The 25,586-nt window shown below is 36.8% G+C and carries 19 protein-coding genes; 11 read left to right on the top strand and 8 right to left on the bottom strand.

The window, feature by feature from the left end; genetic code table 11:
• Positions 1 to 4: 4 nt before the first annotated feature.
• The 3 genes from serA to K350_RS0107870 all read right to left on the bottom strand — a co-directional run bounded on the left by serA (position 5) and on the right by K350_RS0107870 (position 5,902).
• Positions 5 to 1,897: a phosphoglycerate dehydrogenase gene (gene serA, locus K350_RS0107860; RefSeq protein ID WP_028979436.1), complete on the bottom strand. Its 1,893-nt coding sequence runs from the start codon at positions 1,895 to 1,897 to the stop codon at positions 5 to 7.
• 265 nt (positions 1,898 to 2,162) lie between these two features.
• The gene (locus K350_RS0107865; protein ID WP_162144144.1) at positions 2,163 to 3,914 is read right to left on the bottom strand and encodes a tetratricopeptide repeat protein; all 1,752 of its coding nucleotides are present in this window, start codon (positions 3,912 to 3,914) and stop codon (positions 2,163 to 2,165) included.
• Positions 3,915 to 4,141: 227 nt separating this feature from the next.
• On the bottom strand, positions 4,142 to 5,902 hold the full coding sequence (locus tag K350_RS0107870) for a phospho-sugar mutase (RefSeq protein ID WP_028979438.1): 1,761 nt from the start codon (positions 5,900 to 5,902) through the stop codon (positions 4,142 to 4,144).
• A gap of 227 nt (positions 5,903 to 6,129) precedes the next feature.
• Here K350_RS0107870 and K350_RS0107875 point away from each other — a divergent pair, with 227 nt between their 5' ends.
• Positions 6,130 to 6,564, top strand: coding sequence for a hypothetical protein (locus tag K350_RS0107875; RefSeq protein ID WP_028979439.1), 435 nt, complete (start codon positions 6,130 to 6,132; stop codon positions 6,562 to 6,564).
• Positions 6,565 to 6,631: 67 nt separating this feature from the next.
• On the opposite strand, the gene trpS is transcribed toward K350_RS0107875, so the two are convergent.
• A complete protein-coding gene (trpS, locus tag K350_RS0107880) occupies positions 6,632 to 7,606 on the bottom strand; it encodes a tryptophan--tRNA ligase (protein ID WP_028979440.1) in 975 nt (324 codons plus the stop codon).
• Between the two features lie 163 nt (positions 7,607 to 7,769).
• On the opposite strand from trpS, the gene K350_RS0107885 reads away from it, so the two are divergent.
• The 3 genes from K350_RS0107885 to K350_RS0107895 all read left to right on the top strand — a co-directional run bounded on the left by K350_RS0107885 (position 7,770) and on the right by K350_RS0107895 (position 10,889).
• The gene (locus tag K350_RS0107885) at positions 7,770 to 8,852 is read left to right on the top strand and encodes a DUF1573 domain-containing protein (RefSeq protein ID WP_028979441.1); all 1,083 of its coding nucleotides are present in this window, start codon (positions 7,770 to 7,772) and stop codon (positions 8,850 to 8,852) included.
• A gap of 202 nt (positions 8,853 to 9,054) precedes the next feature.
• Entirely contained in the window at positions 9,055 to 10,137 is a 1,083-nt protein-coding gene (locus K350_RS27930; protein ID WP_051312966.1) for a DUF1573 domain-containing protein, read from the top strand.
• 89 nt (positions 10,138 to 10,226) lie between these two features.
• Positions 10,227 to 10,889 (top strand): hypothetical protein, encoded by a 663-nt coding sequence (locus K350_RS0107895; protein ID WP_028979442.1) that lies wholly within the window; start codon positions 10,227 to 10,229, stop codon positions 10,887 to 10,889.
• Between the two features lie 85 nt (positions 10,890 to 10,974).
• On the opposite strand, the gene K350_RS0107900 is transcribed toward K350_RS0107895, so the two are convergent.
• Both K350_RS0107900 and K350_RS0107905 read right to left on the bottom strand, forming a co-directional pair.
• Positions 10,975 to 11,649, bottom strand: coding sequence for a response regulator transcription factor (locus K350_RS0107900; RefSeq protein ID WP_028979443.1), 675 nt, complete (start codon positions 11,647 to 11,649; stop codon positions 10,975 to 10,977).
• A complete protein-coding gene (locus K350_RS0107905) occupies positions 11,646 to 12,920 on the bottom strand; it encodes a sensor histidine kinase (protein ID WP_028979444.1) in 1,275 nt (424 codons plus the stop codon). The genes K350_RS0107900 and K350_RS0107905 overlap by 4 nt, the downstream gene beginning before the upstream one ends.
• Before the next feature lie 121 nt (positions 12,921 to 13,041).
• Between K350_RS0107905 and K350_RS0107910 the strand changes: the two genes are divergently transcribed.
• Complete coding sequence (locus tag K350_RS0107910; protein ID WP_028979445.1) at positions 13,042 to 13,440, top strand: DUF1573 domain-containing protein; 399 nt, start codon at positions 13,042 to 13,044, stop codon at positions 13,438 to 13,440.
• A gap of 74 nt (positions 13,441 to 13,514) precedes the next feature.
• Here K350_RS0107910 and K350_RS0107915 read toward each other — a convergent pair whose 3' ends face one another.
• Both K350_RS0107915 and K350_RS0107920 read right to left on the bottom strand, forming a co-directional pair.
• Complete coding sequence (locus K350_RS0107915; RefSeq protein ID WP_028979446.1) at positions 13,515 to 14,948, bottom strand: M20 family peptidase; 1,434 nt, start codon at positions 14,946 to 14,948, stop codon at positions 13,515 to 13,517.
• 6 nt (positions 14,949 to 14,954) lie between these two features.
• Positions 14,955 to 16,133, bottom strand: coding sequence for an acyl-CoA dehydrogenase family protein (locus K350_RS0107920; RefSeq protein WP_028979447.1), 1,179 nt, complete (start codon positions 16,131 to 16,133; stop codon positions 14,955 to 14,957).
• A 70-nt stretch (positions 16,134 to 16,203) separates the two neighbouring features.
• Here K350_RS0107920 and K350_RS0107925 point away from each other — a divergent pair, with 70 nt between their 5' ends.
• From K350_RS0107925 to ppk1, 6 genes are all read left to right on the top strand, one after another.
• Positions 16,204 to 17,175, top strand: a complete 972-nt coding sequence (locus tag K350_RS0107925) for a tryptophan 2,3-dioxygenase family protein (RefSeq protein WP_028979448.1) — start codon at positions 16,204 to 16,206, stop codon at positions 17,173 to 17,175.
• Positions 17,176 to 17,245: 70 nt separating this feature from the next.
• Entirely contained in the window at positions 17,246 to 19,093 is a 1,848-nt protein-coding gene (locus K350_RS0107930) for a toxin-antitoxin system YwqK family antitoxin (protein WP_028979449.1), read from the top strand.
• An 82-nt stretch (positions 19,094 to 19,175) separates the two neighbouring features.
• Positions 19,176 to 20,756 (top strand): NAD(P)/FAD-dependent oxidoreductase, encoded by a 1,581-nt coding sequence (locus K350_RS0107935; protein WP_028979450.1) that lies wholly within the window; start codon positions 19,176 to 19,178, stop codon positions 20,754 to 20,756.
• Positions 20,757 to 20,768: 12 nt separating this feature from the next.
• Complete coding sequence (locus K350_RS0107940; protein ID WP_028979451.1) at positions 20,769 to 21,131, top strand: CoA-binding protein; 363 nt, start codon at positions 20,769 to 20,771, stop codon at positions 21,129 to 21,131.
• Between the two features lie 147 nt (positions 21,132 to 21,278).
• Complete coding sequence (gene gyrB, locus K350_RS0107945; RefSeq protein WP_028979452.1) at positions 21,279 to 23,234, top strand: DNA topoisomerase (ATP-hydrolyzing) subunit B; 1,956 nt, start codon at positions 21,279 to 21,281, stop codon at positions 23,232 to 23,234.
• Positions 23,235 to 23,430: 196 nt separating this feature from the next.
• A complete protein-coding gene (ppk1, locus tag K350_RS0107950; protein ID WP_028979453.1) occupies positions 23,431 to 25,533 on the top strand; it encodes a polyphosphate kinase 1 in 2,103 nt (700 codons plus the stop codon).
• The last annotated feature ends 53 nt before the right edge of the window (positions 25,534 to 25,586 follow it).

A 25,586-nucleotide genomic window follows, 5' to 3' on the forward strand; every position in this document is an offset into this window, starting at 1 on the left:
GTTATTAATACAAAATTCTAAACTTGATTGTGTTGTTGATAGCTTTAAGCTCCTGTATTACCTGCTTGTCGTATTCCTTGTTAATGTCTGTAATCACGTATCCGACACTCTCATTGGTTTTCAGGTATTGGCCAAGGATGTTGATATTGTGTTTTGCAAGTACATTGTTGATTTGTGCAAGGATGCCAGGAACGTTCTCATGCAGGTGAATAAGTCTGTGCGCATTGTTCAATTCAGGTAACTGAATATTCGGAAAGTTCACACTCTGGAATGTATTTCCAGTATTGATATAATCCAATATTCTGTTAGGTACAAAGCTGGCAATATTGAACTGAGCTTCTTCAGTACTTCCTCCGATGTGAGGAGTCAGGATTACATTTGGAAGACCTCTTAGTTCGTTTATAAATTCTTCGTTATTGTTTTTTGGCTCGTAAGGGAAAACGTCTGCGCTTGCACCTAAGATTTTTCCGCTCTTTAAATTCTCTGCCAGAACCGGAACATCTACTACATGGCCACGGCTTAGGTTAAGGAATATTACACCTTCTTTCATTAGGTCAAATTCCTTCTTACCGATAAGGTTTTTGTTGCTGGCTCTTCCATCAACGTGTAAAGAAATGACGTCAGCAAGGCTTAACAATTCATTCAGACTAGAGCATTTTTTAGCATTACCCAATTGAAGTTTTTCTACTATGTCATAATAGTAAACTTCCATACCCATAGATTCCGCAAGAACAGAAAGCTGAGATCCAATATTTCCGTAACCAACAATACCTAGTTTTTTACCTCTTATCTCATAGCTGTTTTTAGCAGATTTATCCCATTTACCCTGATGCATTTTATTACTCTTTTCAATGGTATTTCTGTAAAGCATGATGATTTGTCCGATAGCCAGTTCTACCACACTTCTGGTATTGCTGTACGGGGCATTGAAAGCCGCTACACCGCGTTGCAGGCAAGACTTAAGATCTATCTGGTTAGTACCAATACAAAATGCACCAACTGCGATCAGTTTATTTGCACTTTCAAGTACTTTTTTAGTTAACTGAGTTTTTGATCTGATACCAAGGATAGAGACGTTTTTGATACGTTCACAAAGCTCATCTTCATCTAACCCGCTTGAAATAACTTCAACTTTGTATCCTTCGCTTTTGAATAATCTTAAAGCCTCTGGGTGGATGTTTTCAAGAAGCAATACACTTATTCTGTTTTTAGGATAAGAGATTGCCATTGGAAGGTTGTTCTGATAAAGGAATTCATCAAAGCTTGGCGCAATGTGCTCAGCTTTAGCAAGCACAGCATCTCTTTCAACATTCTCAGTAAATGCGTAAAATTTGTTTGCAAGACCAGCTTCTTTGATTTCGTAATCTGTATATCCATCACCGATTACATATACATCACCTTTAAGGTTTAAAGCTTTTAATTGCTGTATTTTACCTTTGTCAAGACATAGTACATTGTTTTTGTCAAACCCCGTAATATTACCTTGATCATCAAATACAAAAGTATTAGCGTAAATATTTTCTTCTTTTATTCCGAATTCAGTGACAATAGGGGTAATGAATTCTTTGAAGCCACTGGATACGATAAGTATATTATCAGAAAAGTCTTTGAAAAACTCTCTGTTTCTCTTCACTGATTCAGAAACCTTCGTTTTAAGTCTTCCGATTAGAGGAAGAAGGTGTCTTTTATTCGCTCTCAACAACTCAAGTCTTCTTGTAAGATTCTGAGTGAACGAAGCTTTTCCCTCCATTCCGCTGTTTGTCAGCTCGACGATTTCTTTTAAAATTTTATCTTTTTGCGGATCACCGTCAAGTGAAATATCTCCCAGTTCGTCAAGAGCTTCTACTTGTGTGAAAGTGCTGTCAAAATCGATGATGAAATACTTAATATTCTCCATTTTGTTTCCCCAGAAAATTTTTAAGGCGCTAATTTCTTTATTTTTTACCAATAATGGAATTTAAAAAAGCTTTTATTTTAATCCTTGCAGCTAAAACCGAATTATAAATACTCCTAAAAGGCTAATTTTGGCGGTTTTGTACAGGTTATTTCTTGATAATTAAATTGTTACAAAATTTAAAAGCAAATCCCACATTGGTTCAAAGGGAAAACAAAAAGGAAGGCAAAAACCTTCCTTTTTATGTTATCTGACTGTAATACAGTGTTTAAAATCTTTCCTTCTTTTTGCCAGCAGTGGCAGTCTTGAATTCAGCTATATTGATATAGTCTTTGAATTCCCAATCAGTTTTAGCTTTTTCACAATAAGCAGGATTGTCCTCGCAAGCCCTTTGAAGATTTTCTGTGACCATTTCTTCATTATGGGTTCTGGCACCTATCACAGCCAGAGCATAAAATCCATTTGGGTCATCCGGATTGGTATTGGTGTAACTGTCCAGATCTTTTTGAGCATCTGCGTAATCCTTTAAAAGTAGCGATACTACTCCTTTATTATATTTTACCGCCGGTAGTTTTTCTTCAGCTAATTTAAATTCTTCCAGTGCTTTTTTGTATTCACTTTCTTTAGCATATACAAGTCCCAAATTATAATGGGCTTCCGGACTTTTCTTCTCTTTAAGTGATAGTTGAAGGTATTTTATTGCTTCTGGGTAATTACCTTCCTTCATATAAATGATACCCAGGTTGTTCAACATACAATGATTATGAGGATTTTTCTCCAGCTCAGCAAGGTAGTGTTCTCTTGTACCTTCAACCTTGGCCTTTCCTTCAGGCGACTCCATGTTTATTGTATTGTCCAGTGCGAAGGTATCAGGTCGAGGTATTTTGTAAAAGGCAAGAAACATCGTCTTTTTACCCTCATGGTTGAAGTTGCCTGCTTCCTGATCTATCCATTCTCCCTCTTTGAATACTTGATTTACAGGCATCTCAGCAGTGGCCTCACTTGCTTCAGCAATAGTATCTTCAGCGGTTAGGTGTGATCCGGATACAATAATATTTGTCCTTCTTAGCGGAGCCAGATAAGGTACAAGCTTATCCATTCCTCCTGCAATTTTCAGTATTCTTTCTTCCTTAAGATCAGAATCCATAGAAGAACCTGCAATTTCAATAATTTCTCTTTTCTGATCTATGCTGAAATCAGAATGTTTTATACTTTCCTGAAGTCCTTCCCAATCCTCTGCAACTATACTTACCTTGATTTTATCTTTTAATTTTTTATAAAGAGAAGGTGACGTTGTTCTAATTTCATCTTTGACAAGTTGTTCAAGCTTGGTAGCTCTTTCTTTGGCAAGCAATTCATTCCTTTCCAGCTTTCCTTCCGGAGATGCAAAACCTTTTATCTCAATAGAAGAAATATCCTGCTGATCAGAAATAAAGCTCCTGAAAGTTGAATAGTCCGATTTCTCCATTGATTGAGCATTCAGATCATAGATGTTTTGCGGGAAATTGAATTGAGCTATAAGTTTAAGTGCTTCCTGTTTTTCTGATTTAAGAGGAAGAAAGTATCCGTCTGAACTTAATAACTCGCCACTCTTAAGGCAACAGTATGCCAGGTTTTCCAATGTCTTAAACTCATATTCATCGGCGTTCTTATCGAAATAATATTGTCTGGCACTCATATATTTTCCCATCATATCAGGGTGAAATGGCGCAGAGAAAGTAAAGGTGCAATCGGCATCAGTGGGGACATCCACTTCACAATGAACACCATCTACAGCTATAGTGTCTAAATGATGACCAGCTATTTCAGGTACTATATAATATTCAGATTTGAACTCTAGGCCTGAATTTTCAGGAATGATAACCTGGGCATTGAATCTTATACTATCTCCATGTACTTCCAGTACTCCAGGTTTTACTTCTACTGTGGCTCCTTCAAATTTTTTTTTCTCCGTGTTTTTGCAGCTTTCCAGGAGTCCAAGTGAAACTAGTAAAATTAAATAATAGACAACCTTTTTCATGCACTTCTCCATCTTTAAGTCTGTAAGTTTAACAGTCCCTAAAAATGGAATGTTATTAAGTGAAAGTTTGTTGTGCGTAATTTGTTGATTTAATGCTTGTTGTGACAGAGGGGATGTGAGGGGGAGTATCCTCAAAAATATAATAGTTGTGTTTGATTCAGTTAAAAATAAAAAGGCCAAAACGGAATGTTCTGGCCTTTTTATCTATTAGGTGTTACCCCCCAGTATTATTTAAGATTCATATCATTGATAACACTTTCAATTTTCTTGTCAAGTTCAATATTTACTTTGTCGTAGTCTTCTTTTTTACTCAAAGGTGTATTTACGCTAATGTAGAACTTGATTTTAGGCTCTGTACCTGAAGGTCTGGCAGAAACAAGCGTTCCATCTTCTGTTAAGAATTGAAGAACATTTTCTTTTGGCAGATTGGTAGGAGTTTCCTTGCCTGTCTTAAGATCTTTGATTGTTTGTGCCTGATAATCTTTCAGCTGAATAAGAGCAGAACCTGCAACAACTTTAGGAGGGTTGTTTCTAAGGTCTTTCATCATTTGCTGTATTTCTTCAGCTCCGGATTTGCCCTTTTTGGTAAGAGAAATAAGTTTTTCTTTATAGAAGCCATATTTCACATACATGTCACGCATCATGTCAAATAAGCTAACACCTTTATCTTTAGCATAGGCTGCCATTTCAGCAATAAACGCGCAAGACGAAATAGCATCTTTATCTCTCACCTGATCTCCTACAAGATAACCGTAACTTTCTTCTCCGCCTCCTATAAACAGCTCTTTACCTTCAAGCTCTCCGATGAGTGCTGCAATATATTTAAATCCTGTAAGAGTATTATAGCATTTCACACCATTGTCTGCAGCAATTTTATCTATCAGATAGGTAGTAACTATAGTCTTAACAATAAACTCTTTTCCTTTAATCTTACCAGCTTCTTTCCATGCATTGATAAGGTAATTCAAAAGTAAACTTCCTGTCTGATTACCATTTAACAATTGAAACTCACCTTTGTGGTTTTTAACTGCAATACCTACACGGTCAGAATCAGGGTCTGTTCCCATAAGGATGTCAGCATCAATCTCTTTTGCTTTTTTCAATGCAAGTGAAAGTGCATCTGGCTCTTCCGGATTTGGATAAACAACTGTTGGGAAGTTACCATCTGGCTTAGACTGCTCTTCAACAACATTGATATTGGTGAATCCGAATTTCTTCAATACATCTGGCACAAGCACGATACCTGTTCCGTGGATAGGAGTGAAGACAATTTTTAAGTCTTTTTGTCTCTTGATTGCATCTTTGGAGATAGACAAAGAATGGATCATATCAAGATATTTGCTGTCTATTTCTTCACCTATATTTTCAATAAGCGCATCATTTCTCTGGAATTTGATATCGCTTACATCTTTAATATTCTGTACTTCGGTAATTGTATTCTTATCATGAGGAGCAATCATTTGAGCTCCGTCTTTCCAATAAGCTTTATATCCGTTATATTCTTTCGGATTGTGAGAAGCTGTAAGAACCACTCCACTGTGACATCCAAGCAGTCTTACTGCGAAAGAAAGCTCAGGTGTAGGTCTGAGTGCTTTGAAAAAATAAACTTTAATACCATTTGCAGAGAAAACTTCTGCTGTAATTTTAGCAAAGTAATCGCTGTTGTTTCTACTATCATGAGCAATAGCAACCTTAAGTTGCTCACCCGGAAAGCTTTTCTTCAGATAATTGCTTAAGCCTTGGGTCGCCATCCCGATTGTGTATTTGTTCATTCTGTTTGAACCAACACCCATGATACCTCTAAGACCGCCAGTACCGAATTCGAGATCTTTGTAAAAACTGTCAATCAGCTCGTCTTCTTTTCCTCCTTTAATAAGACCTTTGATTTCATCTTTCGTCTGACTATCATAGTTGCCATTCAGCCACTGATTAATCCTGTCTTTCGTTGCTTTGTCGATTTTTGTTGACTCAATTAATGTGCCTTCCATATTATTTTTCAAAAATTGTGTTTTATAAAAAGATCTTGCTCTCAAATTAAGAACAATGCAAGAATAATTAAACTCATTTGTACGAAAATAGTTAAGAGGTAGTTTAAATTTTTGTAAAAATTAAATTTTAGAAAGAATACGTTTACTTTTTTTAATTAAAATTTATTTAGAGATATATTTTTGAATAATTTGCAGTCCTTAATTTTAATGAAACTGAATTAGGTCTTATGGACACGTTACAACTCAATAAAGCATTGAATGCTATTGTAGAAAAGAAGAATCTTCTAGGAACTTTATCTTATGATGATAAGAAATATGATAAAATAGAAGAAGAGCTTCATGATCTTGAAGATGACTTTATGGACAACTTCGGGGATGACCTTGAAGAAATACTACAAGATGTTCATGATGAAAAGTGCCCTGATAATGAAGTTCTTATGCCAATAGCTTACCTGGGTAATAAGTATAAGGAAGTGGGAAAAAATGCTGACGGATCTAAAATCTATGAGGCACTTCCTAAAGAAGGCGTAATGGTGGATGTAGATGACTTTGCAGGCAAGGATACAAGACTCGTACTTATCCCAAATCCTACAAGACTTGAACTGATCATTGATGGTAAGAAAAAAGTTGTGCTTTGGGAAGCAGAAAAAAGTTCTAAGTAATATGAACTAAGTTATAAGTAGTAAGATGTTAACAGACTATAATTTTTATAGTCTGTTAACATTCCTATTAAAGGCTATAGCCTAATTTTTTTCTTACTCTTTCAAGGACTGAGGTTGCAATGACAGATGCTTTTTCTGCTCCGATTTTTAACCTGTTTTCAAGCTCTCCTTTGTCATTCATAAATTTGTTAAATTCTTCACGTTCCTTAGAATAGGTAGAAACAATGGTATCAAACAGTTCTTGTTTTGCATGGCCATATCCGTAACCACCTGCTTCATATTTTCCTCTTACCTGTTGTATATGCTCTTCTGAGGCAATTAGCTTAAATATGTTGAATACATTACAAGTATCAGGATCTTTCGGTTCTTCAAGACCTTTGCTGTCCGTAACTATGGTTTTAACTTTTTTCAGAAGTTCTTTATCTGGCAAAAAGATATCAATATAATTATCATAGGATTTGCTCATCTTTTTCCCATCAACCCCCGGCACGGTCATGACCTGCTCGTCAGTTTTGGACTGCGGAACCACAAAGGTTTCACCATAAGTTTTATTAAAGGTTGTTGCTATATCTCTTGTAATTTCAAGATGCTGCAACTGATCTTTTCCTACAGGGACAATCTCCGCATCATAAAGTAGGATATCGGCAGCCATAAGCACCGGATAGGTAAACAGACCTGCATTTACATCTGATAATCTGCTCGATTTATCTTTGAATGAATGCGCATTGGCAAGCATCGGATAAGGAGTGAAACAATTCAGATACCACGCAAGCTCACATACCTGAGGAACATCAGACTGTCGATAGAAAATATTTTTATCAGTATCGAAGCCAAATGCAAGCCATGCAGCTGCCACTGCGTAAGTATTTTCTCTTCTAACTACCGGATCCTTTATATTTGTAAGCGTATGAAGGTCTGCAATGAAAAATAAAGATTCATTTTTTTCGTTTGCAGAAAGTTTGATGGCAGGTAATATTGCCCCTAATAGATTACCTAAATGAGGTTTACCTGTACTTTGAATACCTGTTAAAATTCTTGACATAATGCGGCAAAAATAGAAAAAAACTCCATTGGGAGCGAAATTTCTCTATAGGAACCCATTATTATATGATTAAAGTTCTGAATCAACAGAAAATTGCACAGTTTTTGACTTGATTGCTTAAATTAACGGATTCATTTTTATAAAAAAATCATTGTAGTTCAATATGAGACGCATAGCATTATTCTCCTTTGTATTCTCCTTGCTGGCAGGTCAGCTTTTCGCTCAAAGCGGTAAGTTTGAATTTGAGGAAACCACACACGATTTTGGAAATATCCATGAAGAAAATGGAAAAGTTTCTCATGAATTTAAATTTACGAATAAGGGTTCTGCTCCTCTTTTAATCACAGAGATTATCCCTTCATGCGGCTGTACTACACCCACATGGCCTCAGGAGGCAGTAGCCCCAGGACAATCAGCTGTTATAAAAGCAGAATTTGATCCAATGGGAAGACCTGGGGAAATTCATAAAACCCTTACCATCAAAGCCAATACCGAACCAGCTACCACTGAAGTTTACCTTACCGGAATGGTAATCCCTAAACCGAAAACCCTAGCGGAAGAATTTCCGGATTCATTAGGAAGCATAAGATTAGCATCAAGGTATATGAACCTGGGGGGGATTACTAATAAAGAACCTATTACTAAAGAATTTGGAGTATATAATGATGGAGCGTCTGCTGTTACTTTTAAGGCAGTCCAGGGGCTGCCTAAACATATGAAAGTTGCTTTTGAACCAATGACTTTGCAGCCTAAACAAAAAGGACTTATTAAAATAACCTATGATGCCAAAGCAAAGAATGACTTTGGAGGTGTTTCGGATAACTTCGACCTTATTTCTGATGATAAAAATGGTACTAAAACTACTATAACCGTAAATGCGACCATTAATGAATATTTCCCTCCAATGGATGAAGCTCAGATAGAACAAGCACCGCGTCTGGAGTTTACTAAGACTGTACATGATTTTGGAGCTGTGAAATCTGATAAAATTGTTGAAACGGAGTTTGAATTTACAAACACAGGGAAGGAGGACTTAATCATCAGGAAAGTGAAATCCAATTGTAGTTGTATTGTAACAGCACCTCCTAAAAGTGCTATTAAACCAGGAGCAAAAGGAAAAATAAAAGTATCATATAACTCTGCTGGAAGAGAAGGCGCAGAAAGTAAAACCGTGACTGTGTATAGCAATGACCCAAGGGGAGCGAATCAGGCACTGATAATACGGATGAAGGTAGGGCAGGAGTAAAAATTGGAAAGCATAACATAAAACGGGATCAAGAAATTGGTCCCTTTTAATTTGATGAATTTTAAAAGCAATTTTTGGGGAAGTTAAAACAAAATGCCCTTCAAAATTTTATCATTAGAGTAAAACAAATGAATTCAGAATAGATGTGTTTTCATTTGATTAATTAAATTAGCAATTTCAATTTTTGTATAGAATAAATTATATGGTACGAATAACTGTCATTTTTACATTTTTAATTTTCCTTACGTTTCAGCTTTTCGCTCAAACGGGGGTACTTCAGTTTGAAGAAACAACCTTTGATTTCGGTTCAATCAATGAAGAAAAAGGGCCCGTTTCTCATGAATTTAAATTTACCAACAAAGGATCTGCACCTCTTGTGGTCAGCGAAGTAAGAGCATCCTGCGGATGTACTACGCCTGCCTGGACAAAGGAGCCTGTTATGCCTGGGCAAACAGGTGTGATCAAAGCTCAGTTTGATCCTACAAACAGACCAGGTGCTTTCAATAAATCATTAACAATAACAGCTAATACGGAGCCTGCGACCAATGTAGTATTCATAAAAGGAACAGTAATTCCAAAACCTAAAACTCCGACAGATGAATTTCCTGACACACTTGGTAGCCTTAGAGTCACTTCAAGGTATTTGAATCTGGGAGGTCTGACAACAAAGGAACCTGTAGTAAGGGAGTTCGGAATTTATAATGATGGAGAAACTCCTGTTACTTTTCAAGCAGCTCAGTCGGTACCTAAACATATGAAAGTTTCTGTAGAACCTGCTACACTTCAGCCAAAGCATAAGGGTGTTATTAAGATCACTTATGATGCTAAAGCGAAAAATGATTTTGGGTATGTTAATGATAATTTTACTCTTGTTTCCAATGATAAGAAGGGTGGAAGAAAGAATATAAACGTAGTGGCAACTATCAATGAGTATTTCCCTCCAATGAATCCGGAGCAATTGTCTCAGGCTCCAAGATTATCGTTTGATAAAACCGTTCATGATTTTGGTCCTGTTAAAGCTGGTTCTATATCAGAAACAGAATTTGAATTTACAAATACTGGTAAGCAAGATCTCATCATCCGCAAAGTAAAAGCAAGCTGTGGATGCACTGCCGGAACTCCGGAAAAGACACTTTTGAAACCAGGAGAGAAAAGCAAGATTAAAGTTACATTTAACTCAGCAGGTAGGGAAGGTGCAGAGACTAAAACGGTAACGATATACAGTAACGACCCTCAAGGCTCGAATCAGACTTTGACTATAAAGGCGAAGGTGAGTAAGGAGTAGAGATAAAGTTAAATTTGATATATGATTAAAATAGCCTCGATATTCGAGGCTATATTAATTATGTACAAAAGCTTGATAATTTTTATCTTATGAAAAAGACAATTTTAACACTATTGGTCATAATCTTAATCTTTAATTATGCCAAAAGTCAAAATCGTCCTGACAATTTACTGGTTTTTATTGGGGAGAAAATCGAGGTTAAATATTCTCCTGAAGAGGAAAAATTAAATGTGGATACATTAATAAAAGGAATTGACACAATTTTTTCCAGACATATTTCAATGGACAACATGTACATAGCGAAATATAAAATCTTAAGGCTTGTGCATGGTAATTTTAAAAGGGATACAATAGAGTTTACTGTTTTTGATCATTATGGTTTTCCCCGTTTCTCAAAGTATCAAACTGTGTTATTGTTTGTTTCATATAATGATGGAAAGTTATATCATGAAAAATATCAATACTATGACTTGTATTTAACTCCAAGCGGAAAATGGGCAAGTCCATATTCAACGAATGACTATAATCATGCATATAAAGACAGCATTACAGTTAAGCCGGAGAAAATCCAATTTAAAAATGAAGTTTCATTTCCCGTTTCTAATCTTAGCAATAATGAAATAAAAAGATGGTATCCAAAACCGTATTTTGAAATTAAAAATGACAGAGCAATTGCTGTCTATGGAAATTACGTTGAAGATTTATTTAAACTCAAGCAACAAACCATATTAAAGGCAAGAGGAATTTATTAAATGGAAGAATGGCTTCTTTACTGGCAAGATTTGTTACACCTTAATATAAGGTATCTGGATGAAAGAACGATCACATAACAAATTTTTAAACCACAAACTGAAACCCCACACCATGCACATTGCGAATGCATATGGTCGTATCTTCTTTAAGGTACTTTCTTAGTTTAGCAATAAAAACATCCATACTTCTTCCCATAAAATAATCATCATCTCCCCAGATTTCTTTCAGCATCTCTTCTCTTTTGATCAATTGATTTTGATGGGTACAAAAGAATCGAAGTATATCACCTTCCTTTTGTGTGAGCGTATAAATTTCTTTTGGAGAAGTAAGCTTAAGATTTTTGTAATCAAAAGTAAATAGTCCGAATTTATAAAAAGGCTCGACATCCGATAAGCCTGAACGTCTGAGGAATACAGCAATCCTCATTAGGAGCTCCTCTACACTGAATGGTTTCGTAATAAAATCATCTCCACCGGTTTTGAAGCCCTGGAGTCGGTCTTCTTTCATAGACTTTGCACTGATAAAAAGAACAGGGATGGCTTTATTCAGCATTCTTATTTCTTTGGCAACTGTAAAGCCATCAATAGCAGGCATCATAACATCAAGAAGACACAGATCAAACTTTTCCCTTTTAAAAAGCTTAAGTGCATTTTCACCATTGGAAACATGTACAACTTCATAGCCATTTAATTCCAGATGATCCTTTAAAACAAAGGCAAAGCAGTCATCATCTTCTGCAAATAAGATTCTTAGTTTCATTTATTTCTGGGAAGAGTAACCGTAAAAACACTGCCTTTCTCAATCTGACTTTTCAATTCAATCTGACCATTATGGGCTTTCACAATGTTTTTGACGTAATTAAGTCCAAGCCCAAATCCCTTTACATTGTGCACATTTCCATTAGGCACTCTGAAAAATTTTTCAAAGATCTTTTTTTGATACTCTAGCGCTATACCAATACCATTATCTGCCAGTCGAATTATGATGCCTGAATTATTTTCTTCGGTAGTCACAATCACCTTAGGATCCTTTTCACAGTACTTAACTGCGTTATCAAGCAGGTTAAAAACTATATTAAGCAAGTGCAGTCTATCACCTATAAAGATGGGATCTTTAGCTAAAAAATTACACTCAATAGTAGGGTCATTAATATTTCCGGAAGAACTTATTTTAGACAAGGCTTCATGAATCAAATCGTGAATATTAACTTGTTCATGCTTCAGCGGAATGCTGCCTTTATCTATTTTGGCCATCTGAAGCACCCTTTCTACATGCTGATTAAGCCTGTGAGCCTGACTTTCAATGATGGCCGCATAGCTGTTAAGCCTTTGTGGGTTGTCTACAATTTTGCTATCCTTTAAAACTTCACAAGATATCAGTATAGTTGATAGTGGTGTTCGAAACTCATGAGTCATGTTATTGATAAAATCTTTTTGAATCTCTGACAGTCTTTTTTGTTGAAATACCACAAACAAAACATATGCAAAGAATATAATTACAACTATGAGAATGATGGTTGAATACAGCCACAGCTTCATACCGGAAAAGAGAACTTTTTCTCTTTCAGGAAAATAAACACTGAAATAAAAGTTGTCGTAGTTCCACTTTGGTAAATTTCCCGTCATTGTCGCTGAACATTCCGAAGTACTGTCAAAGCAGACCATTCCCTTTCCGTCAATCCTTTTTCCCATACAATCATATATGGAATAAAATATATCGGTTTTTATTCCCTCTTTTAGAAATTCGTTTCTTAACAAACCTCCCAGGAGATTAGAATCTATTTTGTCGTTTACTTTAACGGTAAAAAAATCGGGACTTATTTCTAAAACAGGATCAACAAGGGGAGAGGTATTGTGATTGTACTTAAGGATATTTTCTGCAACATTTTTTAAACTTAACCTCACCGTCAGGTCAAATTCCTTCTCTTTTAATTCATAGTTTTTGATTACCCAATACGCTTGTATAAGTAAAATTCCTATGATAGATAAGGTACCGACAATTAATATAAGTCTTATTGTATTCCTGCTCATTACCGAAAATAATTAATTTCTTAATCATTAATTAAAATTTAACAAATCATTAACAATTGTTAAGATTTTAATAACAAGTGTATTAGGTGTAAAGCGAGATATTTACATAAAAATAAAACTTATGAAAAAAGTATTTTTTGCCTGCATATTATTGTGCTCTGTAAATCTGACCCAGGGTCAGTATAAAGAAGAGCCAGCAATTATCCTTGAGATATCTCATATGAAGTGGGATCAAAAGGTGATCAACTTAGGGAAGATAAAACTTAACAACCCCAGCACAGCTACTTTTCGATTTACAAACAATGGAACCAGTCCACTTATTGTAAGTGATGTTAAGGCTTCTTGTTCCTGCACGGTTGCTGAATTTACCAAAGAGCCAGTGGGACCGGGAAAATCCGGGCAAGTGAAAGCTCAGTATAATGCTTCTAAACTTGGATCCTTTTCTAAAACTGTAACTGTATATTATAATGAAGAAGGAGGGATGGAAACGCTGACTATTGAGGGAGAAGTTGTAGAGTAATAAATTATATTCTAAAGAAAATGAATAACCCACTGCTTTGAGTGGGTTATTTATTTACAATAAATCATATTTTTTTAATTTCTTTCCAACATCAGTCTGTAAAAGGTAATAGCTTCCATATAATTTTTAGTACTTATTCTCTCGTTATTTCCGTGTATTCTTTTAAGATCGTCTTTCTGAAGATCCCACGGATTAAATCTGTAGATGTTTTTACTAATGCTCCTGTAATGCTTCGAATCTGTAGTAGCCAGCATTAAGTATGGAGAAACTACTGCCATTGGAAATACTTCCGAAACTGATTTACTGATTAATTTGAAAGCTTCATTATGAGGATCAGAAATCTCCGAAGCTTCAATTTGATCCGGAAGGACTTTGAGTTCTATAGCTGGATTATTAATAGTTTTGGTAATGTAATCAACTATATACTGAAGTGTATCTCCGGGAAGTGTTCTCAGATTTACTACAGCTCTTGCTTTCATGGGAAGTACATTTTCCTTTGTACCCGCATTGAATATCGTTGGTGCCATGGTGGTCCTAACAGAAGCATTGGTACTTTCAGTTTTACCCATTTGACTTGTGATAACCGGCTTCAGCAATTTGTAATTAGCAAAAACAATCTTCATAGGATATTCCATTTCAGGAGCTGTGAACTTAAATAGCTGTTCTGTAGCACCAGCAATTTTCGCAGGAAAAGGATGCTTCTGAAGTTCTGCTATCGCTGCACTTAATAATCCAACAGAAGTTTGAGCAGGTGGCATAGAGCTATGGCCGCCGTCTGTTTCAATAGAAAGTTCAATACTAAGATAACCCTTTTCCGCAATGCCTATCACAGCTACTGGAGCTTTTACGCCTGGCATGATGCCATGAATGATTGTTCCTCCTTCATCCAAAACATATTCAAAAGTGATCCCACGACTTTTAAGTACTTCAGCCATCTTCTTGTTTCCATTATCACCACCTAGTTCTTCATCATGACCGAATGCAAAATAGATGGATCTTTTAGGCTGATAGTTTTCTTTCAGAAGCGATTCGACAGATTCTAGGATTGCAAGCAAAGCACCTTTATCATCCAGTGTTCCCCGTCCATAAATGTATCCATCGTGTAAGTCTCCGGAAAAAGGCTCTTTTTCCCAGTCACCGCTGGGTGGCACTACATCCTGGTGAGCCATAAGAAGTATAGGGGCAAGCTGTTTGTCTTTACCTTCCCACTGAAACAGCAGACTAAGTCCGTGATTTTCTTTCTTTAGTCTACTATGTACTAAAGGAAAGTTCTGTTCAAGAAATTGGTGAAACTCAAGAAACTTAGAAGTATCGGTCTTATCATTTTCATATGACACTGTTTGAACCTGCAGCCCCTTACTTAATCTGCTCAGAGCCGATGTGTCGGAGTAAAGCCTGGCTTGTTTTATATTTTGGGGTTGCATGCTTTTTAAAGTGAACGTATTAAAAAGCAGAACTGCCACTACCAGTATAACCAGTAGTAGCAGTATAAGTGCGATAGTTCTCATATTATATTATTTAAAAGCAGAAATGCCTGTAATGTCACTACCTGTAATGAGTAGATGAATATCATGAGTTCCTTCATAAGTTAGAACGGATTCAAGATTCATCATATGGCGCATGATCGGGAACTCTCCAGTTATGCCCATGCCTCCAAGAATTTGTCTAGCCTCCCGTGCAATTGTCACTGCCATGTGTACATTATTCCTTTTGGCCATACTGATTTGCGGAGTCGTTGCTTTGCCTTCATTTTTTAATGTGCCTAGTCTCCATGCCAGTAGTTGTGCCTTGGTGATTTCTGTAATCATTTCAGCTAGTTTTTTCTGTGTCAGCTGAAAGCCTGCAATAGGCTTACCAAACTGATGTCTTTCAATTGCATATTTTCTAGCTGTTTCATAGCAATCCATTGCTGCGCCTATTGCTCCCCAGGCAATGCCATATCTTGCAGAATCAAGACATCTGAGAGGACCGCTTAAGCCATCAGCATGAGGTAATAGATTTGATTTTGGTACTTTTACATTATCGAAAACAAGCTCTCCGGTAATACTTGCCCGCAATGACCATTTATGATGGGTTTCCGGAGTAGTAAATCCTTCCATACCTCTTTCCACAATGAGGCCTCTTATCCTGCCTTCCTCGTTCTTAGCCCAAACGACAGCAATATCAGCTTTGGGAGAGTTAGTAATCCACATTTTAGCTCCATTTAGTAGATAATGATCTCCCATGTCCTTAAAATTGGTAACCATTGCAGAAGGGTTAGATCCATGATCAGGTTCTGTAAGTCCAAAGCATCCAAGAAATTCTCCTGATGCAAGTTTTGGAAGATACTTCTTCTTTTGTTCTTCAGAGCCATATTTAAAGATTGGAAACATTACTAATGAACCCTGAACAGAAGCTGTACTGCGCATTCCGGAATCACCTCTTTCTATCTCCTGCATCATTAATCCGTAAGAAATATAATCGAGTCCGCCGCCGCCATATTCCTGAGGTATTGTGGGGCCGAAAGCACCAACTTCACCGAATTTTTTCACAATGGATTCAGGAAAATAAGCTTTCTGTGCACAATCCTCAATGATGGGCATAATTTCCCTGTTTACAAAATCTCTGATCGCTCCTCGCACAAGCTTCTGCTCGTCAGTTAAAAGATCATCTATTTGATAATAGTCAGGCGAATGAAAATCTGTTCTTGGCATGAAAGGTTATTGTTTTAAAAAAATTAAATGATCAAATTTACAACCTACTAACGCATTTAATGTTCCTAAGATGCAGAATCCTGAAAAAGAAACCAAAATACAAGAACTTTTAAAACTACTGGAAGATAAATATGCCAAAGAAGGGCAGGATCTGACAGTGCACCTGGAAGGTCTTCTTAATTCTAAATACCTCAATTACTGGGATTACATTCATCTTGACGCATTACTGAATCTTCAGGTACCAAAGACAGAATTCTCAGATGAACTGATGTTCATTATTTATCATCAGATAACTGAGCTGTATTTCAAAATGGTCTTGCATGAGATCAATAATATCAGAAAACAGGAATTCATTGACAAAGACTCATTTTTTCATCGTTTAAACAGAGTTAATTGGTTTTTTGGGCAATTGATACAGTCATTTGATATTATTTCTGTTGGAATGGAACAGGAACAGTTTCTGAAATTCAGAACTGCTTTGCATCCTGCAAGTGGTTTTCAGTCCGTGCAATATAGAATGACAGAGATTGCATCGACAGATTTTATCAATCTTGTGAGCAAAGATCATAGAGACGATTTTCATGATTATTCGACCATAGATCAGATGTTTGAAAAGATCTATTGGAAAAAAGGAGCTATAGATGTAACCACTGGCAAAAAGACTCTGACCCTAAAGCAATTCGAAGAAAAATACAGTGAGGTATTAATCAGACTCGCCAATGATTGTGTTTCTACAAATCTTTGGTCCATATTTAAGCGGTTACCTTTTGATGCCCAGGAAGATGAAAAGCTGATATCTGCAATGAGGAAATATGACACCTATGCAAATATCAATTGGCCTCTGGCTCACTACAAATATGCAGTTAGCTATTTGATAAGGTCAAAACAGATTGTACCATCTACGGGGGGGACAAATTGGCAGAAATATCTACCTCCGAGATTTCAAAAGCAGATATTTTTTCCATCGCTCTGGTCTGAGCAGGAACTGCAGGATTGGGGAAAAACCTGGGTGGAAACAGAAGTATTTGCACATTTGATTTAAAATAATTGAAGCCTGAATTGTCATATGTAATTCAGGCTTGCTTTTGCGTTTAAGCTTAAAAAAGTAGTTTGTGAAATATTATATTCTATTTTTCTTAACGTTTATTTTTTTTATTCCTCACCTACATGGTCAACATATTCAGGTACAAAACTGGTATGACCAGAAAAAAACACTTTTGAAGGAAGATTATTTTGTGAAATCGTCCAATACAGCAGTCCTTGACAGTCTTTATATCTCTTATTACCAGAATGGTGGAATAAAATCACGTGGTCATTATACTAATGGAAAGGCCAACGGAATCTGGGAATATTTTTATGAGAATGGTAATCCTAAAATGAAAGGAGAACTGAGAGATAATATTAGTCAAGGTTACTGGACCTATTATTATGAAAATGGCGGAATTAATATGGAAGGTGAAGTCATTAAAGATCTGCGCGAGGGCCAGTGGATATTTTACTATGAAAGTGGCAATATTAAATCGGAAGGACTTTACCGTAAAAATCTAAAAAACGGCCCTTGGAAGTATTATTATGAAGATTCTAAAAATAAGGGTACGGCTTATTTCCAGGATGATAAGGGGAATTTTATGGAGTTTTATCCTGACGGAACTATCAAGAGTAAAGGTGAAATTGCGAATGGCAAGAGCAACGGTTTGTGGAAATATTATTATGAAGATGGATCAATAAAGTCTGAAGGATCTGAAAAAAATGGACAGAAAGAGGGAATGTGGAAATTTTACCATAAAAATGGAAAGGTTTCCAGCGAAGGAGTGTTTGAAAAAGGCCTTCCTGAGGGAAAATGGAAATATTTTTATGAAGATGGTGCTCTAAGTTCTGAAGGAGACCAGAAAGAAGGAAAAAGAGATGGTTATTGGAAACTTTACTATAATAATGGGAATTTTAAAGGGGAAGGAAATTTTGTTAAGGGGGAAGGTTCGTATAAGGAATATTATGAAAATGGTAAGCTGAAAATAGAAGGGCAGGTTAAAAATGATAAAAGCGAGGGACTATGGAAATATTATTACGAAAACGGAAAGCTGGAAGGAAGTTGCTTTTATAATCAGGGAGAGGGGACTTACACAGGATTTTATGAATCAGGAACTCCAAAAATGGAGGGAAAGATTGTTGATGGAAATAAGGTGGGAGTATGGAAATTATTCAAGGAAAACGGAGATCTGGCAGGATTATATCGTACTTATTACGAAAATGATTCCCCAGTATTTCGGGAGATTAAAGACTCTCTTAATAAAAATAATAAGTCAGGACTTATTTCAAAGATGCCTCCATGGATTCGCAAAAGAAAGATACCTCGCTATTTTGTAAAAAAAGTAAATGAATACCAGGGTTTTATCTTAGCTTTCGGTCCTTTGGGAATTGCGAAAAAGTCGATTATCAGCAGTCAACCAAGTGCGGTGCCATTTTCGGTTGAATATTATTTCCAGGAAAGGTTGGGGTATGAATTGGGTTATGTTTTAATTAGAGATCCTTTTTTTAAGAGTACGCATGGCTATGATGAATTATATAAAAGAGGAAATGCTTTTTACCTGAGGCAGAAATTTTATAACCGAGATAAAGATAACGGCATGTTTTATTTCGGTCATGAAATAAGGTATACAAAATTGGATAATACTGTTAATAAAAACGGATTCTTAGGAGGTACCCATTCCAAAGGCTTGACTATGTCTCAAAGCATTGTGGAATATTCCATAATTTTTGGGGACAGGTTGTCCAAAGATGCAAAGAAAAAAGGTTGGACTGTAGATGTATTTGCTGGCCTAGGAGTTGGTTACAGATTCATCTCAAGAAACTGGGACCCTTCTGTTGAAAATTATGAAAAGGATTTTTTAAGTATAAAAGGAACCGGCGTATCAATTCCTTTCCGTTTCGGAGTAAACATTGGATATAGTTTGAAAAAGTAATAAGTTTTAAGTTGAAAGCTTAAAATAAAGTAATATAATATAATCAGGAGATTCCTGGCTTTTAAGGATAAAAACCTTACAGATGAGAAAAATAGTAGAGTTAACTGTGCCTGTGCAGGTAGCAGAAGATCCTGGTTTATTGAATCAGGAAATTTTAAAAAAGGCCGGGATTTCTTCGGGCGAAAATGTGCTTTTCAGGCATTTGAGACGCTCTATAGATGCCAGAAGCAGACAGATTAAGATCAATTTTCAAACAGAAATTTTTGTAGGTGAAACTCCTGGTTCTCGAATTATTTGGAAGAAAGAGTTTCCAAATCTGAATAACAGGCCTCAGGCCATTGTGGTAGGGGCCGGTCCCGCCGGGCTTTTCGCAGCTATCAGACTTATTGAATTGGGTATTAAGCCAATTGTACTTGAAAGAGGAAAGGATGTTCGTAGCAGAAGGCGAGATCTGGCAGCTATTAATAAAGATCATATTGTTAATCCTGAGTCCAATTATTGTTTTGGTGAAGGTGGTGCAGGGACATATTCTGACGGGAAACTTTACACCCGGTCCGGAAAACGCGGAGATATAAGGCGCATCCTAGAAATCCTTGTGGCACATGGTTCTACTGAAGAGATACTTGTTGATGCTCATCCTCACATAGGGACCAATAAACTGCCTATGGTTGTTCAGGCTCTTAGAGAAACTGTTATAGAAGCTGGAGGAGAAGTACGGTTTGATTCAAAGGTAACGGATTTTATCCTTAACGGTGATGAGATGAAAGGTATTGTTTTAAACAGCGGAGAGCGTATACCGGGAATAGGAGTGATACTTGCAACAGGTCACTCAGCCAGAGATATTTTTTATCTTCTTCAAGATAAGGGAATTATAGTTGAAGCTAAGCCATTTGCACTAGGAGTGCGTGTCGAGCACCAGCAAAGTCTTATAGATTCACTCCAGTATCATTGTGAGAATAGAGGAGACTATCTCCCGGCGGCAAGTTATGCACTGGTGAGCCAGGTCCCGTTTCAAGGAGTTCAGAGGGGGGTATTTTCATTTTGTATGTGTCCTGGCGGTTTTATAGTTCCAGCTGCTACTGCTCAGGAAGAAATTGTCGTGAACGGCATGTCCCCATCCAGACGAGATTCTAAGTTTGCCAATAGCGGAATAGTTGTCTCTGTCGAAAAAGAAGAGTTCAGAGAATTTGAGAAGTTTGGCCCATTGGCAGGACTGGAATTTCAGAAGAAAGTAGAAAGGCAAGCTTGGATAATGGGAGGCCAAACACAAGCAGCTCCTGCTCAACGTCTGGCAGATTTTGTTCAGAAAAAAGTATCTTCATCATTGCTTGAAACTTCATACCAACCGGGATTAAGATCTTGTGAAATGGGAGAGGTGTTGCCAGCTTTTATAGTTCAGAGATTAAGACAGGGTTTTAAGGATTTTGGTCAGAAAATGAGAGGGTATCTGACCAATGAAGCACAGATAGTAGGTGTTGAAAGCAGAACGTCGTCACCTGTATCCATCCCAAGAAAAAAAGAAGAAAGGGAACATATCCAGATTAAAAGATTGTTCCCATGTGGTGAGGGTGCCGGATATGCAGGAGGGATTGTATCTGCTGCCATGGATGGAGAAAAATGTGCAGAAAGTCTGGCGGCAATTTATGGAGCTAAGAATCATTGATTTTTGAATATTATGAATAAAAGAACTGTCATTTTGGGTGCTACCCCCGATTCATCAAGATTTGCATACAAAGCAGCTCATATGCTGGTGAAATTCGGTCACGAAATATTTCCTGTAGGAATTAAAAAAGGAGAAGTTGCAGGAAAACCTATTATGAATGACAAGCCAAGTATTGATGGTATAGATACTGTCACTCTTTATGTAGGTCCTCAGAATCAGACTAATCTTTATGAATATATTATCAATCTGAAGCCCAAAAGGATAATATTTAATCCAGGTACAGAGAATGATGAACTGATTGAGCTGGCACAGAAAAATAATATAGAGCCTGTCATGGGGTGCACACTCGTAATGCTCTCAGTGGGTACTTATTAATGTCCTGATTAATAGTTCGTTGTTTATTTTAAGAGCCAACTACGAGGATATTTCGCCCTGTTGATAAATATTTATCTATTCCTCCCTTATAAAGGCGAATAATCTAATTAAAAATTGTAAATTTACACTTTACAATACCCTTCTATAATGAACGAAATTACTGATAAAGTGAGCAATTACTCAGCGGATAACATTCAAGTTCTGGAAGGCCTGGAAGCTGTAAGAAAGCGTCCGGCCATGTATATCGGAGATATTGGCGTAAAAGGTCTCCATCACCTTGTCTGGGAAGTAGTAGATAACTCCATTGACGAAGCGCTGGCCGGTTATTGTGATACGATAAATGTCACTATTAATGAGGATAATTCAATAACTGTTTCTGATAACGGTCGTGGTATTCCAACAGGAATTCACACTAAAGAAAACAGATCTGCTCTTGAAGTTGTAATGACAGTATTGCATGCGGGAGGAAAGTTCGATAAAGATACCTATAAGGTTTCCGGAGGTCTTCACGGTGTGGGTGTTTCCTGCGTAAATGCGCTGTCTATTCATTTAAAGGTAACAGTCGAGAGAGAGGGAAAAATCTTCGAGCAAGAATATTCCAAAGGAGCTCCTTTGTATCCAGTTAAAGTGGTAGGAGAAAGCGAAAAAACAGGGACAACTGTTCATTTCGTTCCGGATGATACCATTTTTACAGCAAAGGAATATAAATACGAAACAGTTGCAACCCGTTTGAGAGAATTAGCATTCCTTAATAAAGGAATTACAATTCACCTTACAGATGTCAGAACAAAGGCAGAAGACGGGACTTCAATTACTGAAACTTTTTATTCACAAGGTGGTCTGAGAGAGTTTGTTCAGTATCTTGATTCAACAAGGGAGAAACTTATTCCTGATCCTCTTTATATGGAGAGTGACAAAGGGCCTATTCCTGTTGAGGTTGCAATGCAGTACAACACCTCTTATACTGAAAACGTATTTTCTTACGTCAATAATATCAATACAATAGAGGGAGGTACACACGTTGCCGGTTTCAGACGTGCTTTAACCAGGACGTTGAAGGCCTATGCTGAAAAATCAGGAATGCTGGAGAAGCTGAAGATAGAAATTAGTGGAGATGATTTTAGAGAAGGCCTAACAGCAATTGTTTCAGTGAAGGTGGCTGAACCTCAATTTGAAGGTCAGACAAAAACAAAGTTAGGAAACTCCGACGTGATGGGAGCTGTAGATGTGGTAGTGGGAGATATGCTTACTACTTATCTGGAAGAACACCCGAAAGAGGCTAAAGCAATAGTTGCAAAAGTAGTACTTGCTGCTCAGGCCAGATTAGCGGCTAAGAAAGCAAGGGAAATGGTTCAGAGAAAGAACGTTCTTTCCGGAACTGGTTTGCCTGGTAAACTAGCAGACTGCTCAGAGTCAGATCCTTCACTTTGTGAAGTTTACCTCGTAGAGGGGGATTCTGCAGGTGGATCTGCAAAACAGGGAAGAGACAGAAAATTCCAGGCAATTCTACCGTTGAGAGGTAAGATTCTTAATGTAGAAAAAGCTCAGGAACACAGGATTTACGAAAACGATGAGATTAAAAATATCATCACAGCGTTAGGTGTAAGCTTCGGAACTCCTGAAGATGATAAAGCACTGAATCTTGAAAAGTTAAGATACCACAAGATCATTATCATGACCGATGCTGATATTGACGGTAGTCACATCAGAACACTTATTCTTACTTTCTTCTTCAGATATATGAAGAAGCTGATAGAAAATGGTTATCTATATATTGCACTTCCTCCGCTTTATCTTGTTAAAAAAGGAAAAGAGGAAAGATATTGCTGGACAGAGGACCAACGTGATATGGCAATAAAGGAAATTGCTAAAGAAGGAAAAGAAGACTCTGTAAACATACAGAGATATAAAGGTCTCGGAGAGATGAACCCGGAACAGTTGTGGACAACAACAATGGATCCGGAGAGAAGAAGTTTAAAGAAAGTATCTATTGAGTCTGCTGCGGAAGCTGATCACCTGTTTTCGATGCTGATGGGAGATGAAGTAGCGCCTCGCCGCGAATTCATTGAGAAAAACGCAAAATACGCAAAACTGGACATCTAAAATATACCGATGGTACTCAGGTAATTTTAAACTTTTTCCGGAGATATATTATTTTTATATCGAGGAAGGTTTATAAATTGCATTTCATTATGCATACCTCTAATCATTGAAAGTGAAAATAAGAAAGCTCCTGGGAGGGTTCAAATCTGTTGAGGCGGTAAAAAATAAACTTAACAGGTATAGAAGACATATTTCAATGTTACTGCAACAGACCCCGGTAATTACCAATAGTAAATACATCAGCAGAGATCTTAGCTGGATGAAATTCAATTACAGAGTTTTAGACCAGGCTAAGAAATCCAATCGTACTATCTTTGAGAGACTAAAATTTCTGGCAATAACCTCTTCCAATCTTGATGAATTTTTTATGATCAGGGTTGGAAGTCTCTATAACTACATAGACTACGGAAAGGAAAGAGTTGACTATTCTGGCCTGAGAGAGATTCCGTTCAGAAAAACTTTGCTCAGTGAAGTTCAGGATTTTTGTAAGGATCAGGTTGCTTATTATGGAAAAGAGCTAAAACCTTTATTTTCAGAAAATGGATTTGTAATAGCCGGAATCGAAGATCTTTTTGAGGAAGAAAAGGAAAAGGTGATTTCTTATTTCAAGAAACTTGTCTTTCCGATGCTTACCCCGATGGTATATGACAATTACCATTCATTCCCAATTCTTATGAATAAAATCCTGATTTTTGGTGTCATTACCAGAAATAAGGAAAGTGCCTCTGATCAAAGAAAATTATCCTTTGTTCAAATACCTCAAAACCTACCTCGATTTTTTGAAATTGAAAGGGATGAGAAAATTATTTTTATTCCTATTGAGGAAATAATTCGCTGGCAAATTCATAAGCTGTTCAGAAACGTTGACATATTATCAGTAAATCTATTCCGTATTACAAGAAACGGGGATTTTTCACTTGAAGAAAGTGATGATATGGAAGCTCAATTTATTGATGAGATAAAGAGAAAGCTAAAGACAAGAAGAACAGCAAGGGTTGTAAGGGTAGAAGTAGAGCCAAAATATTCTCAATGGATGATGAAGCTCTTAACTGAGCGTTGGGAAATTGATGAGTCTAATATTTTTGTCAATGACAATCTTATAGATTATACCAGTCTTTGGCATATTATCAATCACAAAAGATTTAAAGACAAGCTTCCGACGCTTCCTGCCCCTGTAAAGCCTATAAGCTTCGGGAAAGAAGTGGATGAAGATCTTTTTGAATATCTGAAGTTTCATGATGTACTGCTACATCATCCTTATAACAATGTCAGACCTGTTATTGATCTGATAGAAAGAGCGGCTGAAGATCCGGATGTACTCTCTATCAAAATTACTATTTACAGACTGGCCAAAGAGTCAAGAATAACTAACGCTTTGTTAAAAGCAGCTGAAAACGGTAAGCACGTTTCGGTTCTGTTTGAAGTTAAGGCCAGATTTGATGAGGAAAATAACATTAAGGAAGCTCAGAGACTTCAGAAGGCTGGCTGTTTTGTGATATATGGAGTCAGTAATTATAAGACACATACCAAGCTGATGATGATTGTCCGCAAAGAGGACAATGAGAAGGTGACAAGATATGTGCATATGTCGAGTGGTAACTATAATGAAGAGACAGCTAAGTTCTATACAGATCTCGGATTGCTTACTACCAATGAGGTTTATGCTCATGATATCAATGAATTTTTTAATGTTATAACAGGACATTCTGTACATTCTGAATATAAGTATCTAATCACCGCTCCAGGAAATATGCGTAAAAAGCTTATTGAGCTTATTAATCAGGAGGCTGAAAATGCTAAGAATGGATTACCTAGTGGAATTGTGATAAAAATCAATTCTTTGCAGGATGATGAAACCATAGATGCTCTATATCTAGCTTCTCAAGCTGGAGTTTCAATAAAACTGATTGTAAGAGGAATGTGTTGCCTTAGGCCAGGTACTGAAGGTGTTAGTGAAAATATTTTTGTTAAATCCATTGTTGGAAACTTCCTTGAGCATTCCAGGATCTACTATTTTCATAATGCGGGTGATTCAAAGGTTTATGGCGGTAGTGCTGATATGATGGTAAGAAGTTTTGAAAGAAGAATAGAATCTCTGTTCCTGATTGCAGACCCATTATTGAAACAACAAACAATCAGCATTCTGGATTATTCACTCAAAGATAATGTGAATAGCTATGTGTTGTTAAATGACGGTACTTATATCAATCAGGCCACTGAAGGTGAAGAGCCATTTAATGTGCATGAAGAGTTTTATAATGTTACTAAAGAAATAGTTTTAAAAGCGAAGCTCTTCTAATTTCAGAAGGGCTTCAGTTATTTTTATCCGCAATATTTTAATAATAGAATTTT

The organism is Sporocytophaga myxococcoides DSM 11118, assembly GCF_000426725.1.
Lineage (GTDB): Bacteria > Bacteroidota > Bacteroidia > Cytophagales > Cytophagaceae > Sporocytophaga > Sporocytophaga myxococcoides.